This is a genomic window from Cupriavidus sp. MPR-AND1C, from assembly GCF_058809705.1.
This window is the reverse complement of record NZ_JBXASU010000086.1, coordinates 14,963-30,702: the sequence shown is the minus strand read 5'-3', so window position 1 is coordinate 30,702 and position 15,740 is coordinate 14,963. Positions and strand designations below refer to the sequence as shown.

Genomic DNA, 15,740 nt, shown 5'->3' with positions numbered 1-15,740 from the left:
CGTTACAATCCCCCCATCACCCATTAAAAGCCGAGCCCAACCCCCATGCGTATCCTCGGCATCGACCCCGGCCTGCGTACAACCGGCTTCGGCGTGCTGGAAAAGCACGGCAACAAGCTAACCTACATCGCCTCCGGCACCATCAAGAGCGACGGCGACAGCGGCCTGCCGGCAAGGCTGAAAACCCTCTTCGACGGCATCAGCGAAGTCACCCGCACCTACGCGCCCGATTGCGCCGCAATCGAGAAGGTGTTCGTCAACGTCAACCCACAATCCACGCTACTGCTGGGCCAGGCCCGCGGCGCGGCGATCTGCGGGCTGGTCACGCATGGCCTGCCGGTGTTCGAGTACACGGCACTTCAGTTGAAGGTGGCGGTGGTCGGCTATGGCCGCGCCAACAAGGAGCAGGTGCAGGAAATGGTGATGCGCCTGTTGAGCCTGACGGGACGCCCCAGTTCCGACGCGGCGGATGCCCTGGGCATGGCAATCTGCCATGCCAATGGCAGCAACACGCTCGCCGCCCTGACCGGCCTGGCCCCGGACCTGGCGCGCAAGGGCATGCGGGTGCGGCGTGGGCGCCTGATCGGCTGAGCGAGCCCAGGCGGCCAAGCAGCCGCTTGCACCTTCAGGTCTCCTACAATCGAGCAATCGCTCGTCAAAGGATGCCGCATGCTCCGCTCGCCTCGCACGTTCCGCGCCTTGAATCCGCCCCGCCCCGCTCACCTGCCGGCGCTGTTGTCCGCGCTGGCCGCCGCGGTTCTCGCCGGCTGCGCGGCGCCGCCGCCCGTGGCCACAGGCCCGGCAGCCCCGGCCCCTGGCCCGGCTCCGGCCGTGCCCAAGGCGCTGGTGATCGGGCATCGCGGCGCTAGCGCGCTGCGCCCTGAGCACACGCTGGCGTCCTACCAACGCGCCATCGACGACGGTGCCGACGTGGTGGAGCCCGACCTGGTGATGACGCGCGACGGCGTACTGGTGGCCCGGCACGAGAACGAAATCGGCACCACGACCAACGTGGCTGAGCTGCCCCAGTTCGCCAGCCGCAAGCGCGTCAAGGTGATCGACGGCGAACGCCTGGATGGCTGGTTCACCGAAGACTTCACGCTGGCCGAGCTCAAGACGCTGCGCGCGCGCGAGCGTATCGCGCAGGTGCGCAAGGCCAATACCCAGTACAACGACAAGTTCGAGATTCCCACCTTCGACGAAATCATCGACCTGGTGGCCAAGGCATCGCAACACAGCGGGCGCGTGATCGGCCTGTACCCGGAAACCAAGCATCCGAGCTATTTCCGCGGCATCGGCCTGCCGCTGGAGGAGAAGCTGGTGGCCACGCTGCAAGCCCATGCGTACACGCGCAGCGCGCCGGTGTTCGTGCAGTCCTTCGAGACCGGCAACTTGCGCGAGATGCACCAGCGCCTGGCCCAGGGCATGCCCAATGTGAAGCTGATCCAATTGATGGGCGGCGCGAAGAACCGGCCTGCCGACTGGCGCCTGGCCGGCGACACCCGCACCTACGCCGACATGATGACGCCGATCGGCTTGCGCGAAGTAGCCAGCTACGCCAACGGCATCGGCCCGGAGAAGTCCAGCGTGGTGCCCCGCGACGCCAACGGCAACCTCGGCACGCCGACCGCGCTGGTGCGCAACGCGCATGCGGCAGGCTTGCTGGTCCATCCCTATACCTTCCGTCCTGAGAACACCTTCCTGCCGCGCAACCTGCGCACCGGCGGCGGCGATGCCACGCGCAGCCCCAGCGGCATGGTGCGCGAGGTGCAAGCCTTCCTCGCCGCCGGCATCGATGGCTTTTTCACCGACGATCCCGCGCTGGGACGCCAGGCGGTGGACACGCTGGGCCAATAGCGGATAGCTGATAGTCGATGGCCAATGTGGCCCGGCCGTGCCGGTACGCCGTACGCTGGGCTACACTGGCGGCCTTCGCGATGGCGGGCCCTTCCCCGCGCTGGCCGCCGCCGCACTCCCTTCCCATCCCGGCGCGCGCGCCGTAATTCGCTGCAGACACTACACCATGATCGGACGCATCGCCGGCACCCTCATCGAGAAAAATCCCCCGCACCTGCTGGTCGATTGCCACGGCGTCGGCTACGAGATCGACGTGCCGATGAGCACCTTCTACAACCTGCCCGCCGTTGGCCATCCCGTCACCCTGCTGACCCAGCAGATCGTGCGCGAGGACGCGCACCTGCTGTACGGCTTTGGCAGCGCCACCGAGCGCAACACCTTCCGCGAGCTGATCAAGATCACCGGCATCGGCGCGCGCATGGCGCTGGCGGTGCTCTCCGGCATGTCAGTCAGCGAGCTGGCGCAGGCCATCACGCTGCAGGAAGCCGGACGGCTGACGCGCGTGCCGGGCATCGGCAAGAAGACCGCCGAGCGCCTGCTGCTCGAACTCAAGGGCAAGCTGGGCGCCGAGCTTGGGGCAGCGCCCGGCAGCACGCCGGTGCACGACAACGCCGTCGACATCCTCAACGCGCTGCTTGCGCTCGGCTACTCGGAGAAAGAGGCGGCGTTGGCGATCAAGCCGGTGCCCGCAGGCACCGGCGTGTCCGACGGCATCAAGATGGCGCTGAAATCGCTATCCAAAGGTTGACCCGGCCGGATCACGGGCAGGCCAAGGACGCTCCCGGCGCTGAGCCTGCGCGGCGTGCGCAGGACTCGCGCGGCCGGCGCCACGCCCGGAAGGGCTACAATCCAACCACTTTGCCCGCATCCGTAACATGATCGAAACCGACAAGCTAGCCACCGAGCGGGGCGCCGATCGCGTGATCGCCCCCACCGCAGTCTCCCCCAACGAGGAGGCCTTCGAGCGGGCGCTGCGACCCAAGCTGCTCGACGAATACGTCGGCCAGGAAAAAGTGCGCGGCCAGCTAGACATCTTCATGCACGCCGCGCGCAACCGGCGCGAAGCGCTCGATCACGTACTGCTGTTCGGGCCGCCGGGGCTGGGCAAGACCACGCTGGCGCACATCATCGCCCGCGAGATGGGCGTCAACCTGCGCCAGACCTCCGGCCCGGTGCTGGAGCGCCCGGGCGACCTGGCGGCGCTTCTGACCAACCTGGAAGCCAACGACGTCCTGTTCATCGACGAAATCCACCGACTATCTCCGGTCGTCGAGGAAATCCTGTACCCGGCACTCGAGGACTACCAGATCGATATCATGATCGGCGAAGGCCCGGCCGCACGCTCGGTCAAACTGGACCTGCAACCCTTCACGCTGGTCGGCGCCACCACCCGCGCGGGCATGCTGACCAACCCGCTGCGCGACCGCTTCGGCATCGTGGCGCGGCTGGAGTTCTACACCGCCGAGGAACTGTCGCGCATCGTCACGCGCTCCGCCCAGTTGCTGGGTGCCCGCATCGACCCGCTGGGCGCGCTGGAAATCGCCCGCCGCGCGCGCGGCACGCCACGGATCGCCAACCGGCTGCTGCGCCGCGTGCGCGACTTTGCGGAGGTCAAGGGGGACGGAAACATCACTCGCACCATCGCGGACGCCGCGCTCGCCATGCTCGACGTGGACGCGGTCGGCTTCGACCTGATGGACCGCAAACTGCTGGAAGCGATCCTGCTCAAGTTCAGCGGCGGCCCGGTGGGCGTGGATAACCTGGCTGCCGCCATCGGCGAAGAGCGCGACACCATCGAGGACGTGCTCGAGCCCTTCCTGATCCAGCAGGGCTACCTGCAGCGCACACCGCGGGGCCGCATGGCCACGGCCGCCGCCTACCGGCACTTCGGGCTGGCTGCGCCCGGCGAGAGCGATTCGGCCCCGGCCTGAGCGGCATCGAAACGCGCATTAAGTAGTTTCGAGGCCCGCAGACAATTCTTTTGTCGTGCATTGCTGGCTGCTCCCTCCTTGTCCACAATGACTTTGCCCCGACCGCCAAGGCAAGGCGACAACTGACGGCAAATGCCCGACGGCCGGCTAACGGATCCCAGACAGGAGAGAGCACATGAATCGACGCCACTTTGTCACCCGGCTGGCGGGCTCAGGCCTGGTCGTGTCCACCGCGTTCGCGGCTGGCTGCACCACCACCGGCGCCTATGTGCCAACCGACGCGGCGGCCAAGAGGAAGGAGATCGACGCGGGTGCCGACGGCGCGCTCAACCGGCTGTTCACCACGGTCGACAGCTCGCGCGAGCTGGCCTCACGCGCCCAGGGCATCCTCGTGTTCCCGCGAGTGCTGTCGGCGGGGCTGGTGGTCGGCGGCGAGTACGGCGAGGGCGTGTTGCGCTCCAAGGGCGCCGCGGTGAGCTATTACCGCACCACCTCGGCCTCGGTCGGCGCAACCGCGGGCGGCCAGTCCAAGTCGGTGGTGCTGATGTTCATGACCCCCGGTGCCTACGATAAATTCGTCAACAGCAGCGGCTGGACGGTCGGTGCGGATGCCGGCGTGGCGCTCGCCAAGATCGGTGCCAACGGCAAACTCGATACGATCACCGGCCAGCAGCCGGTGATCGGCTTTGTGCAGACCAATGCCGGGCTGATGTTCGATGTGTCGCTCGACGGTTCAAAGATCAGCAAGCTGAACATGTAGCCGCAACCCGCGCGGGCAGCCCTGGCCCGGGGCGACCCGGCCAGGCGCGCGCTCGTCTACAGTGTGGCGGGGCAAGGTGGCGGCGCGGCTGGCATAATCGCCAAAAAATCGCCCCTGGAACACCCCGATGACCATGTCAAGCGCCACGTCCGCCCACAGCGGGCGCGTCTATCGTTTCTACGATCTCGTGATGGTGGCTTTCGTCACGGTCCTGTTGTGCTCCAACCTGATCGGCGCAGCCAAGGCGGCCCAGGTCACGCTGCCGGTGATCGGCCCGGTGACCTTCGGCGCGGGCGTGCTGTTCTTCCCGATTTCGTATATTTTTGGGGACGTGCTGACCGAGGTCTACGGCTACGGGCGCGATCGCCGCGTGGTCTGGGCCGGATTCGCGGCGCTGGCGTTCGCCACCTTCATGAGCCTGGTGGTGCTGAAGATGCCGGTGGCGCCCTTCATGAGCGATTACCAAAAGAGCCTGGAAGACGTCTTCGGCAATACCTGGCGCATCGCGCTGGGCTCGCTGATCGCGTTCTGCTGCGGCAGCTTCACCAACAGCTATGTGCTGGCCAAGATGAAGCTGTGGACCAACGGCCGCTGGCTATGGTCCCGCACCATTGGCTCCACGCTGGCCGGCGAGTTGGTTGATTCCTCGCTGTTCTACGTGATCGCCTTCCACGGCATCTGGCCGCTGGAGAAAGTGATCCAGGTCGCCATTGCCCAGTACATCCTCAAGACCACATGGGAAGTGGTGATGACGCCGGTCACCTACAAGGTGGTGAACTTCCTCAAGCGTGCCGAGCGCGAAGACTACTACGACCGCAATACCGATTTCACGCCCTTCCGCCTGCGGGTGTAAGACGCGCCCGGCGCGCCCAGCGCGGCTCAGGGCACCCTGCGGTCGACTTCGTCGAGGGTAAGCGCTTCCAGGTGGCCCACGTCCGCCCACTGCATGACCGTGAGCCGCACGCTGTCACAGCGCAGCCGGTTGATGCTGGCATTGAGCAGCTCGTGCCGGCGCGGCGCCTCCAGCGTCATGTCGTTGGCTTCGCGGTACAGGCAGTCCAGCACGCCGCCGTGCGCCACCAGGGCGATGCGCTCGCCGGGATGGCGGCGCCCGAGCGCCAGCGCGGCTTGCACCGCGCGCTCATGAAACGCCAGCAAGGACTCGCCGCCATCGGGCGCGTAGTCGGGAACGCGCGCTTGCCACCTGGCGAAATCCTCGGGCAGCTGCTCGGCCACTTCCGCGTACGTCATGCCTTCGAGCGAGCCGTAGCAGCGCTCGCGCAAGCGGGGATCGGGCCGCACCGCCAGTCCGAGCGCCTCGGCCAGCGGCGCCGCCGTCCGCATCGCGCGCGACAGGTCGCTGGCGTAGACCGCATCGATCGGCTCGACCGCCAGCGCCTGGGCCAGGGCATCCGCCTGCGCCACGCCGGTGGCGTTGAGCGGGATGTCGAGCTGGCCTTGCAGGCGCCGCTCGCGGTTCCATGCGGTCTCGCCGTGGCGGATCAGGATCAGGTGAGTGAAGGCCAGCGAATGCGGCCCGGGCAATTGCGACATGCCGTTTCCTTGAGGCGATTTAGGCGGCGCTACGCTGTGCTGTCGCGGCGCCCCTGGCGCGCAGCGCTTGCGCGCCGCGCGGCCCGTGCTTACTTCGCCGGCTGGCCGGCAAGTTTCGGATTGAGGGTATAGGTACCGGTGCAGGCCGCCTGCGCCAGCACGTGGCCCTGGATGGCCTCGCGCACCATGGCGCCGGTGAAGGTGCCCTCTAGCGGCAAGCGGTCCAGGTCGAGCGCGTAGACGGTGAACACGTAGTGGTGCACCAGGCTGTCGTTCCAAGGCGGGCAAGGGCCGTCGTAACCGTAGTAATCGCCCTTCATGTCCGGGTCGCCGGCGAACCAGCCGGTGTAGTCGTTCAGGCCGTGGCGCAGCCCGCCTGCCGCGGCCGTGCCGCCGGTGGCCTCGGGGCCCGGCTTGCCGCGCGCGATCACGCCCTCGCTGTGGGTGCCCGCGGAGATGGTGCGCAACCCCATCGGAATATCCACCAGCACCCAGTGAAAGAAGTCCACGCGCGGCAGCGATGCAGGCACTTCGCGGCCTTCCTGGTTGACGTCGTCGCCACGGCTGGGCACGTCCGGATCGTGGCAGATCAGCACGAAGGAACGCGTTTCGGCCGGGGCCTCGTCCCAGTGCAGGTCGGGATTGCGGTTGCTCGACAGCGTCACGTGGGTGGCTGGGTCGATCGCACCGAAAGCGAACTCGATGGGAATCGGCCCGTTGTCGCTGAATGCCTTGCTCCAGAGCTTCATGTTTCTCTCCTTGCTGGGTTGCGCCGCGCACTGCGCGGCATGCGGGATCAAGCCAGGGCCGGTCCCGGCGGTGACGAGCGGCGTCGGTAGCTGAACTGCGGCAGGCCGTTGTCGCATCAACGGCCTGCCTGGGCTAGCTGGGAGTGGGTGGACGGCGCGGCCGGCGGCACGCGCAGCCAGAAGGTGACCGGACCGTCGTTGACCAGGCTGACCTGCATCATGGCGCCGAACTCGCCGGTCTGCACCTCGCCGTGCGCGGCGCGCGCACGCGCCACGAAATGGTTGTACAGGCGTTCGCCATCGGCGGGCGCCGCGGCCGGAGTGAAACTGGGCCGCGTGCCACTGTTGGTATCGGCGGCCAGCGTGAACTGCGACACCACCAGCAGGCCACCGCGCGTGCCGCGGCCATCGATGTCCTGCACGGGCAGGTTCATCTTGCCGGCCTCATCGGAGAACACACGGTAGGCCAGCAGCTTGGCGAGCAGGCGTTCGGCCTGCGCTTCGGTGTCGCCGCGCTCGGCGCAGACCAGCGCCAGCAGCCCGGCGCCGATCTCGCCGGTGGTGCGGCCATCGACAGTGACGCGGGCCTGGGCGACCCGCTGGATCAACGCGATCATGAGCCGTTCCTGCCCGGCCTCAAGCCAGCGTCACGCGTGCGAAGCGGCGCTTGCCCACCTGCACGACGTAGCTGCCGGCCTCGATCTTCAGTCCTTTGTCGCTGACGACGGTGCCGTCGATCTTGACGCCACCCTGCTCGATATTGCGGTTGGCTTCCGACGTGGACGGCACCAGGTTGGCCTGCTTGAGCAACTGGCCGATGCCCAGCGGTGCGCCGGAAAGGCTGACCTCGGGGATCTCGTCGGGCACGCCGCCACGCGCGCGGTGGTTGAAATCCTCAAGCGCGCGGTCGGCGTCGGCTGCGCTGTGGAAGCGCGTGACGATCTCCTGGCCGAGCATCACCTTGCAGTCGCGCGGATTACGGCCCAGCGAGATCTCCTGCTTCATCAGGTCGATCTCGCTCATGGGGCGGAACGACAGCAGCTCGTAGTACTTCCACATCAAGTCATCCGAGATGCTCATCAGCTTGCCGAACATCTCGCTCGGGGCTTCGGTCACGCCAATGTAGTTGCCCTTGGACTTGGACATCTTCTCCACGCCATCCAGGCCCACCAGCAGCGGCATGGTCAGGATGCACTGCTGCTCCTGGCCGTATTCCTTCTGCAGCTCCCGGCCCACCAGCAGGTTGAACTTCTGGTCGGTGCCGCCCAGTTCCAGGTCGGCCTTGAGCGCGACGGAGTCGTAGCCCTGCATGAGCGGGTAAAGGAACTCATGCACCGAAATCGGAATCCCAGTGCGGTAGCGTTTGGTGAAGTCGTCGCGCTCCATCATCCGCGCCACGGTGTACTTGGCCGCCAGCTGGATCATGCCGCGCGCGCCCAGCGGATCGCACCACTCGCTGTTGTAGCGGATCTCGGTCTTGGCCGGATCGAGCACGAGGCTGGCCTGGCTGTAGTAGGTCTGGGCGTTGGCCTCGATCTGCTCGCGCGTGAGCGGAGGACGGGTGGCGTTGCGCCCGGACGGATCGCCGATGGTGGAGGTGAAATCGCCGATCAGGAAGATGACCTGGTGGCCCAGGTCTTGCAACTGACGCATCTTGTTGAGCACCACCGTGTGGCCGATATGGATATCGGGCGCGGTCGGGTCCAGCCCCAGCTTGATGCGCAGCGGCACGCCGGTGGCCTCGCTGCGCGCGAGCTTGGCCAGCCATTCGGATTCGACCAGCAGTTCGTCGCAACCGCGCTTGGACACCTCCAGGGCGTGCATCACGGTGGGCGTGAGGGGGTAGGTAGTGGCAGCGCCGGAGGAAACTTCAGTCATGACGTAAGTCTTTGAAAAACATGAGAATTCAGATGGCGGCACAAAACGGCTTGCGGCCGGTTTTGGTATAATCCGCGCTTCTTGTGCAAACGGGAATGTTCCCGTGGGCCAACCGCCATTCTAGGCGGCAAACCAATATGGCAGGCGCCGCACCTCCGGGGAGGAAGGCAGACGAAGCAAAAAAATCGTCGCGGCAACGCAGCCCGAAACAAAGAGTGAATTTTACGTGATGTGGTCCAGACTCCGCGAAGTTTTCGCGCGGGAGCTGGTGGTTCTGGTCGATCCTACCAATGCCCTGCACGCCCGTCGGCGCAAGCAGTTGACAGCAGCGGTGGGTACGGTGTTCACGCTGGGCATGGCAGCCGCCATGGGCGTGGCCCCCCGTAGTGCCTTCGACGACCCCCAGGCTCCGCGTGTCCGGGAGGCGATACGCCTGCCCGATCTGCGCACGCAACTCGAACAGCTTACCGAAACCGACGCTACCTTTGTGCGCGAAGAGCGCATGCAGCGCGGCGACACCATTGCCAGCCTGCTCAAGCGGCTGGGCGTGGACGACCCCGATGCGCAGGCCTTTATCCGGCGCAACACCACCGCGCGCGGCCTGTTCGACCTCAATCCCGGCCAGACGGTGCAGGCCGAGGTCGACGAGAACAACCTGCTGGTGTCGCTGCAAGCCAACCTCGGCGGTGACGCAAACGCCTCCCGCGAACTGGTGATCGAACGCGCGGGCGACCCTGCCGATCCGGTCTACAAGGCCCGCGTGCAGTCGGTGAAGAACGAACTGCACTACGAGATGCTGTCCGGCGCCATTGCCTCGGGTGGCTTCTTCAAGGCCATGGACGCGGCCAATGTGCCCGACGAGATCGTCCAGCAAATGCTCTCGATCTTCTCCGGCGTGATCGATTTCCACCATGACATCACCAGTGGAGACCGCTTCCGCATCGTCTACGAAGCGGGCTTTCGCGACGGTGCGTTCGTGCGCAACGGGCGCGTGATGGCGGTCGAGCTGATCAACCACAACCAGTTGCACCAGGCGCTCTGGTACGCACCGGAAGGCAGCAAGCAGGGCGCGTACTACACCTTTGACGGGCGCAGCATGAAGCGGCCGTTCCTGCGCTCGCCGGTGGAGTTCTCGCGCGTTTCGTCGGGCTTCGGCGGACGCGACCATCCGCTGCACCACCACTGGGCACAGCACAAGGGCGTGGACTTTGCCGCACCTACGGGCACCAAGGTGATGGCCACCGGCGACGGCGAAGTCGAGTTTGTCGGCCAGCAGAACGGCTACGGTAACATCGTCATCCTCAAGCACCATAGCGGCTACTCCACCTACTACGCGCACCTGTCCGGCTTTGCCACGATGAAGCGCGGGCAGCATGTGTCGCAAGGCGAGGTCATTGGCTACGTTGGCCAGACCGGCTGGGCCACTGGGCCGCACCTGCACTACGAGTTCCGCGTCAACGATGTGCCGCTGAACCCGCTGGCCATCGCCGCGCTCGACACGCCCGCGCTGTCCGGCCCGGCGCGCCAGCAGTTCCTGAGCTATACCAGCGAGATGCTTAGCCGCATCAACGCGCTGCGTACCTACAACGTGGCTTCGGCCAGCAATTGATCCATCGAGCCCGCGCGCCCAGCATGCCAATTTCGCCCCCAGATTGCTTTATCGGCATCATGTCCGGCACCAGCATGGACGGCGCGGACGGCGTGCTGGTCGATTTCTCGGGGCCACGGCCCACGGTGCTGGCTGCAGCCTTCCAGCCCTTCCCGGCCGAGCTGCGCGACGCGTTCAGCGCGCTGCAGCAGCCCGGCGACGATGAAATCCACCGCGAGGCGCTGGCCGCCAATGGGCTGGCGCGCGTCTATGCGGCTTGCGTGGCGGCCCTGCTGCGCGATGCCGGGCTGGCGCCGGACGCCATCGCGGCAATCGGCGCGCACGGCCAGACCGTTCGCCATCGGCCCGGCTTGTACGACGGCATCGGCTATACCCGCCAGAGCCAGCAACCCGCGCTGCTGGCCGAGTTGACGGGCATTGACGTGGTGGCGGATTTCCGCAGCCGCGACGTGGCGGCCGGCGGCCAGGGAGCGCCCTTGGTGCCGGCGGTGCACCAGGCGCTGTTCGGCGACGCCGCCCAGACACGGGTGGCCTGCAATATCGGCGGGATCTCCAATATCAGCGTGCTGCCCGCCGCCAGCGAAGGCAGCGCGGCGCGGCCGGTCACCGGCTTCGACTGCGGCCCGGGCAACGTGCTGCTCGACTACTGGATCGACCGGCATCACGGCCTGGCCTACGATGCCGACGGCGCCTGGGGCGCCAGCGGCAAGGTCGACCAGGCGCTGCTGGCGCGCCTGCTGGCCGAGCCTTATTTCAGCGTGGCCCCGCCCAAGAGCACGGGCCGCGACCTGTTCCATCCCGCCTGGCTGGAAAATCATCTTTCCCAGCATGGCACGGCACTCGACCCCGCCGACGTGCAGGCCACGCTGGCCGCGCTGACCGCCGGGGCCATCGCCCGCGATGTCAGCCAGCACGCGCCCGACGCGGCGCGGCTGATCGTGTGCGGCGGCGGCGCCCGCAACCACCTGGTGATGGCGTTGCTGGTGCAGGCGCTGCCCGCCGTGGCGGTGCAAAGCTCGGACGAACTGGGCGTTCCCGTATCGCAGGTGGAGGGCATCGCTTTTGCCTGGCTGGCGCGGCAGATGCTGCGCGGAGCACCGGGCAATGTGCCCACCGTCACCGGCGCGGCCGGCCCGCGTGTCCTGGGCGCGCTCTACCCTCGATAGCGACACCTCGCCACCCTCACGCCGGCTCGGCGTGGCCTGCCTCGCAAACCCACTGGATAAATGCTTGCGCGACGGGCGACGGCCGCATGGCCGGCGAACGCGCCAGCACCACGCGCTGCGGCGTCACGGCCTCGCTCAGCGGCAAGCAAACGATGGGCTGCCCGTCATAACTGTGGTCGCCTGCCGGACGCGTGCACGAGAGCGCCACGCCATAGCCGTGCGCCACCAGGCCGCGCTGCATCTCGAAGGTCTGGGTGTACTGGTGCAGCTGCGGGCGCAAGCCGTGCGCCCAGAACAGCGAGAGGAAGTACTCACGTGTTTGCGCAATATCCTCCAGGATCAACCGTTCGCCGGACAGGTCTTGCAGGCTCACGCTTGGCTGGACGGCCAGCGCATGGCCGGCGTGCAGCAGCGCGTAGGGGGCAAGCCGGGCAAGTACCCAGCGTGCAATGCGCTGGTCGAAGCCGAGATCGTAGGTCAACGCCAGCTCCGCCTTGCCGGCAGCGAGCGTGCGATGCACCGTGGCCAGGTCGGCCTCGAACAGCGTCACGGCAACATGCGGATGCAGCCGCCGGAAGCCGGCCAGCAGCCGCGGTACGTAATAGGCGCCAAGATCCTGGAAGCACGTCAGCGACAGCTGCCCGCTAAGGCCGCGTGCCTGTGCCTGGTCCACGCCATCGGTTGCAAGGCCTGCGGCCAGCGCCAGGATGTCGCGGGCGCGGCCCAGCAAGCGCTGGCCAGCCGGCGTCAGCTCCAGCCCGCGGCTGACCTGGCGGCGAAACAGGATCTCGCCCAGCGTTTGCTCGAGCTGCGCCACGGCCTGCGACACGGAAGGCTGCGATACGTGGCGCGCACGGGCAGCCGCGCTGATGCTGCCGTGCTCGGCGGCCGCGACAAAGTACTCGAGCTGGCGGAAGGAGAATCCAATCATGATTTTCTATACTACAGCATAGGAAATATATTCTTTTCCTATTGGCGCCCTGCCCCGATACTCGTCCCAAGCCAGCCATCCACGGGACCCTCATGCACATCACCGCAGCCGAAATCGACACCTACCAGCGCGACGGCGCCCTGGTATTGCGCGGCGCCTTCACCGATTGGGTGACGCCGCTGCGCGAAGGATTCGAGCAGAATCTCGCGAAGCCGGGCCCTTTTGCCATCGAGAACGTCGGCAGCGGCGAGCGTGGCCGCTTTTTCGAGGATTACTGCAACTGGGAGCGCATCCAGCCGTTCGCCGACTTCATCCGGCGCTCACCGGCCGCAGCCATCGCCGGCCACATCATGCAGGCCGAGGCCGTCCAGGTGTTCCATGAGCACATCCTGGTCAAGGAACCAGGCACGGCAAAGCCCACACCGTGGCACCAGGACCTGCCCTACTACTGCGTGGATGGCCTGCAGACCGCGAGCTACTGGATCCCGCTGGACCCGGTCACCACCGCCAATACCTTGCGCGTGGTGCTGGGCTCGCACCGCTGGCCCAAACTGGTCAGGCCCAAGCGCTGGGCCAGCAATGAGAATTTCTATGCGGGCAGCGACCAGTTCATGGAGATGCCGGACGTGGACGACGGCAGCCACGCAATCCTGATACCGGAGCTGGAGCCCGGCGATGCCGTGGTGTTCGACTTCCGCACGGTACATGGTGCCGCGGGCAATACCGGGACGGGGCGCCGCCGCGCCTTCTCGGCACGCTTCCTGGGCGACGACGTGCGCTATCTGGAGCGGCCTGGCCGCACCTCGCCGCCCTTCCCCGGAATCGGCCTGGCCAACGGCGAGCGGATGCGCGAGGACTGGTTCCCGGTGGTCTGGCGCCGGGACGCCTAAAAAAAAAGCGCACCTAAGTGCGCTTTTTTTATGCCGCGAGAACCTCTCGGAAGCCGCGGCGCCCTTGCGAGCCTTATACCGAGAACGAAGAGCCGCAACCGCAGGTGGTGCTTGCGTTGGGGTTCTTGATCACGAATTGCGCGCCGTTGATGTCTTCCTTGTAATCGATCTCGGCGCCCACCAGATACTGGTAGCTCATCGAATCGATCAACAGCGTGACGCCATTCTTGTCCAGCGTGGTGTCGTCCTCGTTCACCTCTTCGTCGAAGGTGAAGCCATACTGGAAGCCGGAACAGCCGCCGCCCTGCACGAACACGCGCAGTTTCAGATCGGCATTGCCCTCTTCCTCGATCAACTGCTTGACCTTGTCGGCAGCGCTGTCGGTAAAGACGAACGGGGCCGGCATGTCCTCGGTAACGGGTGCCTCTGCGACTGCGTTCATGGGGTTCTCCTATGTAGATACGCCTGTATTTTAAGCGCTCCGGGAAGATCGTGCCGAAACCCCGTGAATTCAAGGGGTTCTGTTGGCGCAACCTGGCCACGGGTGCCGTATCAGGCGGATTCTTGCGTACCGGATGCCAGAACCAGGTTGGGCAGCGCCTTGGGCTGCGCATTGCCGAGCGGCACGAGGCGGCCCTCCACCAATGCCCCTTGGTGCATTTCCAGCGCGGCGTAGTGCACCTCGCCCTGCACGCGGGCGTGCGGTTGCAACTCCAGCAGCTCCGTCGCGTGCACCGGCCCGGTGACCGTGCCGTTGAGAATCAGGTGCCCGACCCGGACTTCGCCCTCGACCACGCCTTTTTCGCTGATGACCAGCATGCTCGCCTGGTCAGCGGCCGCCGTCACGTTGCCGCGTACCCGGCCATCCAGGCGCAGGCCGCCCGAAAACGTCAGGTCGCCCTGGATCACGCTGTGCTGGCCGATCAGGGTATCGATCGACAGGCCTTTCTTCTTGGAAAACAACATAGGTCCCTTTTTTCGTTGCTGGCCCAGCGCACCCTCACGGCATGGCCGTCTGGGTCGCGCGCAACTGACCGTTTTGCAAAATTCGTACCGTGACCGCCCGTACCGTGGCGCCGGCAGGCAGCGCGAAGGCGCTTTCGATCCGCTGGTAGTGCGTGACCCGCAGGCCGGGCAGCGAGCCGGTGCCATTTTCCGGCAGGCTCAATGTGACCGGCTTGCCATCCCGCATCAGCGAAACGACCAACTGTAACTCACCGCGGAACTCCGGCAAGGATGAAAAAGCCTTGGATCCACCCTGCATTATCAGCAATCGATAGTGCATCTTCAGCGGGTCGGCTTCATCAAGACCCACGCGAAAACTCCGCACATGGATCCCGGACGTATTGCCGCTGGCCGGGAGCAGGCCCTCAAAAAATGCCAGGTCTTCCTTGAGTTGAGCGACCTCGCCTTCCGCCGTCTTCAGTTGCCCGGCCAGCGCCTCCTGGGCGCTGCGTGCCATCTGCAACTGCGCCTCGGCGGTGTTTGCCACCGCCTGCAAGCGCTCGTGCTGAGCCGTCATCACCGCCGCCTGCTCGCGCAGCGCCTTGTTCTCCGCCGTCATATCCGGCGCACCAGCCAGCCGCCGGCCAGCGTCGTATGCCCAACGCGCGGCGACCACCACCACCACAAGCACGACGACGAGCACCGCGGCGGCGCCCAGCACGCGCAGCGGCCACGGCAAATGTGAACGCACCGCCAGGCTCCCGGATAGCGAGCCCCGGCGCGGGCGCAGCACGCGATACTTCATGCGCCGCGGATGCGCGGCACCGGCAGGCGGGCGCGGAGCGGGTCGGCAGGCCATCGCATCCAATGCATCATGGTCGGGTTCTCCGGGCGGCAAGAGCAGGGATTGTATCCGGGGAGATGCAAAGTATTTGTAAAACGTGGTGATAGCCTGCCGTTGCACCCCATTGCACGCAGCTTCACGTGCGCCAACGGCGAAAAAAAACCGCACGGCAAGCCGTGCGGTTTTTTCTGAACGGCCAGATCCGGTTGAACCGGACCCGCCGAACACACATTAACGCTTCGAGAATTGCTTCCGACGACGCGCCTTGTGGAAACCGACCTTCTTACGTTCCACTTCACGCGCATCGCGCGTGACGAAACCGGCCTTGGACAGCGACGGCTTCAGGGTGGCATCGTAGTCGATCAGTGCACGGGTGATGCCGTGGCGCACTGCGCCGGCTTGACCCGTTTCACCGCCGCCAGTGACGTTGACCTTGATGTCGAAGGTCTGTGCGTTGGCGGTCAGTTCGAGCGGCTGGCGCACGATCATCAGCGAGGTTTCGCGAGCGAAATACTCATTGATGGGCTTGCCGTTGACGATGATATCGCCCTTGCCCGACTTGATGAAGACCCGAGCCACTGCGCTCTTGCGGCGGCCAGTACCGTAATTCCAATTTCCGATCATGG

18 protein-coding genes are annotated in these 15,740 nt (G+C 66.3%); 9 read left to right on the top strand and 9 right to left on the bottom strand.

From position 1 onward, the window contains the following. Nucleotides 1-45: 45 nt before the first annotated feature. The 6 genes from ruvC to AC1RWI_RS30805 all read left to right on the top strand — a co-directional run bounded on the left by ruvC (nucleotide 46) and on the right by AC1RWI_RS30805 (nucleotide 5,401). Nucleotides 46-591, top strand: a complete 546-nt coding sequence (gene ruvC / locus AC1RWI_RS30830) for a crossover junction endodeoxyribonuclease RuvC (protein ID WP_492870205.1) — start codon at nucleotides 46-48, stop codon at nucleotides 589-591. Between the two features lie 78 nt (nucleotides 592-669). Then, complete coding sequence (locus AC1RWI_RS30825) at nucleotides 670-1,857, top strand: glycerophosphodiester phosphodiesterase (RefSeq protein WP_492870204.1); 1,188 nt, start codon at nucleotides 670-672, stop codon at nucleotides 1,855-1,857. A gap of 166 nt (nucleotides 1,858-2,023) precedes the next feature. After that, complete coding sequence (gene ruvA / locus AC1RWI_RS30820; protein ID WP_006156399.1) at nucleotides 2,024-2,605, top strand: Holliday junction branch migration protein RuvA; 582 nt, start codon at nucleotides 2,024-2,026, stop codon at nucleotides 2,603-2,605. Between the two features lie 127 nt (nucleotides 2,606-2,732). Continuing rightward, nucleotides 2,733-3,788, top strand: coding sequence for a Holliday junction branch migration DNA helicase RuvB (gene ruvB, locus AC1RWI_RS30815; RefSeq protein ID WP_043343714.1), 1,056 nt, complete (start codon nucleotides 2,733-2,735; stop codon nucleotides 3,786-3,788). A gap of 175 nt (nucleotides 3,789-3,963) precedes the next feature. Beyond that, nucleotides 3,964-4,548 carry a BPSL1445 family SYLF domain-containing lipoprotein gene (locus AC1RWI_RS30810; RefSeq protein WP_043343710.1) on the top strand — a complete coding sequence of 195 codons (585 nt, stop codon included), beginning with the start codon at nucleotides 3,964-3,966 and terminating at the stop codon, nucleotides 4,546-4,548. Nucleotides 4,549-4,675: 127 nt separating this feature from the next. Further along, nucleotides 4,676-5,401, top strand: a complete 726-nt coding sequence (locus tag AC1RWI_RS30805) for a queuosine precursor transporter (protein WP_492870203.1) — start codon at nucleotides 4,676-4,678, stop codon at nucleotides 5,399-5,401. A gap of 26 nt (nucleotides 5,402-5,427) precedes the next feature. Here AC1RWI_RS30805 and AC1RWI_RS30800 read toward each other — a convergent pair whose 3' ends face one another. From AC1RWI_RS30800 to tyrS, 4 genes are all read right to left on the bottom strand, one after another. After that, the gene (locus tag AC1RWI_RS30800; protein WP_043343702.1) at nucleotides 5,428-6,102 is read right to left on the bottom strand and encodes a histidine phosphatase family protein; all 675 of its coding nucleotides are present in this window, start codon (nucleotides 6,100-6,102) and stop codon (nucleotides 5,428-5,430) included. A gap of 89 nt (nucleotides 6,103-6,191) precedes the next feature. Next, nucleotides 6,192-6,851: a YbhB/YbcL family Raf kinase inhibitor-like protein gene (locus AC1RWI_RS30795; RefSeq protein WP_492870202.1), complete on the bottom strand. Its 660-nt coding sequence runs from the start codon at nucleotides 6,849-6,851 to the stop codon at nucleotides 6,192-6,194. 116 nt (nucleotides 6,852-6,967) lie between these two features. Further along, nucleotides 6,968-7,468, bottom strand: coding sequence for a D-aminoacyl-tRNA deacylase (dtd, locus tag AC1RWI_RS30790; RefSeq protein ID WP_043343696.1), 501 nt, complete (start codon nucleotides 7,466-7,468; stop codon nucleotides 6,968-6,970). A 19-nt stretch (nucleotides 7,469-7,487) separates the two neighbouring features. Beyond that, nucleotides 7,488-8,729, bottom strand: coding sequence for a tyrosine--tRNA ligase (tyrS, locus tag AC1RWI_RS30785; RefSeq protein WP_043343692.1), 1,242 nt, complete (start codon nucleotides 8,727-8,729; stop codon nucleotides 7,488-7,490). A gap of 229 nt (nucleotides 8,730-8,958) precedes the next feature. On the opposite strand from tyrS, the gene AC1RWI_RS30780 reads away from it, so the two are divergent. After that, nucleotides 8,959-10,338 (top strand): M23 family metallopeptidase, encoded by a 1,380-nt coding sequence (locus AC1RWI_RS30780; protein ID WP_043343687.1) that lies wholly within the window; start codon nucleotides 8,959-8,961, stop codon nucleotides 10,336-10,338. Between the two features lie 23 nt (nucleotides 10,339-10,361). Further along, nucleotides 10,362-11,504, top strand: coding sequence for an anhydro-N-acetylmuramic acid kinase (locus AC1RWI_RS30775; protein WP_043343683.1), 1,143 nt, complete (start codon nucleotides 10,362-10,364; stop codon nucleotides 11,502-11,504). Nucleotides 11,505-11,520: 16 nt separating this feature from the next. Here the strand turns inward: AC1RWI_RS30775 and AC1RWI_RS30770 are convergent, their stop codons facing one another. Further along, on the bottom strand, nucleotides 11,521-12,435 hold the full coding sequence (locus AC1RWI_RS30770) for a LysR substrate-binding domain-containing protein (RefSeq protein ID WP_492870201.1): 915 nt from the start codon (nucleotides 12,433-12,435) through the stop codon (nucleotides 11,521-11,523). Nucleotides 12,436-12,527: 92 nt separating this feature from the next. On the opposite strand from AC1RWI_RS30770, the gene AC1RWI_RS30765 reads away from it, so the two are divergent. Then, nucleotides 12,528-13,325, top strand: a complete 798-nt coding sequence (locus AC1RWI_RS30765) for a phytanoyl-CoA dioxygenase family protein (protein WP_043343676.1) — start codon at nucleotides 12,528-12,530, stop codon at nucleotides 13,323-13,325. Between the two features lie 73 nt (nucleotides 13,326-13,398). On the opposite strand, the gene erpA is transcribed toward AC1RWI_RS30765, so the two are convergent. The 4 genes from erpA to rpsI all read right to left on the bottom strand — a co-directional run bounded on the left by erpA (nucleotide 13,399) and on the right by rpsI (nucleotide 15,738). Next, a complete protein-coding gene (gene erpA, locus AC1RWI_RS30760; protein WP_017225530.1) occupies nucleotides 13,399-13,767 on the bottom strand; it encodes an iron-sulfur cluster insertion protein ErpA in 369 nt (122 codons plus the stop codon). Between the two features lie 110 nt (nucleotides 13,768-13,877). Then, a complete protein-coding gene (locus AC1RWI_RS30755; protein ID WP_174427448.1) occupies nucleotides 13,878-14,291 on the bottom strand; it encodes a bactofilin family protein in 414 nt (137 codons plus the stop codon). Between the two features lie 34 nt (nucleotides 14,292-14,325). Then, complete coding sequence (locus AC1RWI_RS30750) at nucleotides 14,326-15,075, bottom strand: DUF6776 family protein (protein ID WP_043343666.1); 750 nt, start codon at nucleotides 15,073-15,075, stop codon at nucleotides 14,326-14,328. 270 nt (nucleotides 15,076-15,345) lie between these two features. Further along, a complete protein-coding gene (rpsI, locus tag AC1RWI_RS30745; RefSeq protein WP_006156414.1) occupies nucleotides 15,346-15,738 on the bottom strand; it encodes a 30S ribosomal protein S9 in 393 nt (130 codons plus the stop codon). Nucleotides 15,739-15,740 lie beyond the last annotated feature (2 nt).

What these genes read in the sequence shown, in the direction of transcription:
- AC1RWI_RS30810 (WP_043343710.1), top strand. Translation starts at nt 3,964, where the DNA reads ATGAATCGACGCCACTTTGTCACCCGGCTGGCGGGCTCAGGCCTGGTC.
- AC1RWI_RS30755 (WP_174427448.1), bottom strand. Translation starts at nt 14,291, where the DNA reads ATGTTGTTTTCCAAGAAGAAAGGCCTGTCGATCGATACCCTGATCGGC.
- AC1RWI_RS30805 (WP_492870203.1), top strand. Translation starts at nt 4,676, where the DNA reads ATGACCATGTCAAGCGCCACGTCCGCCCACAGCGGGCGCGTCTATCGT.
- AC1RWI_RS30750 (WP_043343666.1), bottom strand. Translation starts at nt 15,075, where the DNA reads ATGAAGTATCGCGTGCTGCGCCCGCGCCGGGGCTCGCTATCCGGGAGC.
- AC1RWI_RS30765 (WP_043343676.1), top strand. Translation starts at nt 12,528, where the DNA reads ATGCACATCACCGCAGCCGAAATCGACACCTACCAGCGCGACGGCGCC.
- AC1RWI_RS30780 (WP_043343687.1), top strand. Translation starts at nt 8,959, where the DNA reads ATGTGGTCCAGACTCCGCGAAGTTTTCGCGCGGGAGCTGGTGGTTCTG.
- AC1RWI_RS30825 (WP_492870204.1), top strand. Translation starts at nt 670, where the DNA reads ATGCTCCGCTCGCCTCGCACGTTCCGCGCCTTGAATCCGCCCCGCCCC.
- ruvB (WP_043343714.1), top strand. Translation starts at nt 2,733, where the DNA reads ATGATCGAAACCGACAAGCTAGCCACCGAGCGGGGCGCCGATCGCGTG.
- ruvA (WP_006156399.1), top strand. Translation starts at nt 2,024, where the DNA reads ATGATCGGACGCATCGCCGGCACCCTCATCGAGAAAAATCCCCCGCAC.
- AC1RWI_RS30795 (WP_492870202.1), bottom strand. Translation starts at nt 6,851, where the DNA reads ATGAAGCTCTGGAGCAAGGCATTCAGCGACAACGGGCCGATTCCCATC.
- AC1RWI_RS30770 (WP_492870201.1), bottom strand. Translation starts at nt 12,435, where the DNA reads ATGATTGGATTCTCCTTCCGCCAGCTCGAGTACTTTGTCGCGGCCGCC.
- tyrS (WP_043343692.1), bottom strand. Translation starts at nt 8,729, where the DNA reads ATGACTGAAGTTTCCTCCGGCGCTGCCACTACCTACCCCCTCACGCCC.
- erpA (WP_017225530.1), bottom strand. Translation starts at nt 13,767, where the DNA reads ATGAACGCAGTCGCAGAGGCACCCGTTACCGAGGACATGCCGGCCCCG.
- AC1RWI_RS30800 (WP_043343702.1), bottom strand. Translation starts at nt 6,102, where the DNA reads ATGTCGCAATTGCCCGGGCCGCATTCGCTGGCCTTCACTCACCTGATC.
- AC1RWI_RS30775 (WP_043343683.1), top strand. Translation starts at nt 10,362, where the DNA reads ATGCCAATTTCGCCCCCAGATTGCTTTATCGGCATCATGTCCGGCACC.
- ruvC (WP_492870205.1), top strand. Translation starts at nt 46, where the DNA reads ATGCGTATCCTCGGCATCGACCCCGGCCTGCGTACAACCGGCTTCGGC.
- dtd (WP_043343696.1), bottom strand. Translation starts at nt 7,468, where the DNA reads ATGATCGCGTTGATCCAGCGGGTCGCCCAGGCCCGCGTCACTGTCGAT.
- rpsI (WP_006156414.1), bottom strand. Translation starts at nt 15,738, where the DNA reads ATGATCGGAAATTGGAATTACGGTACTGGCCGCCGCAAGAGCGCAGTG.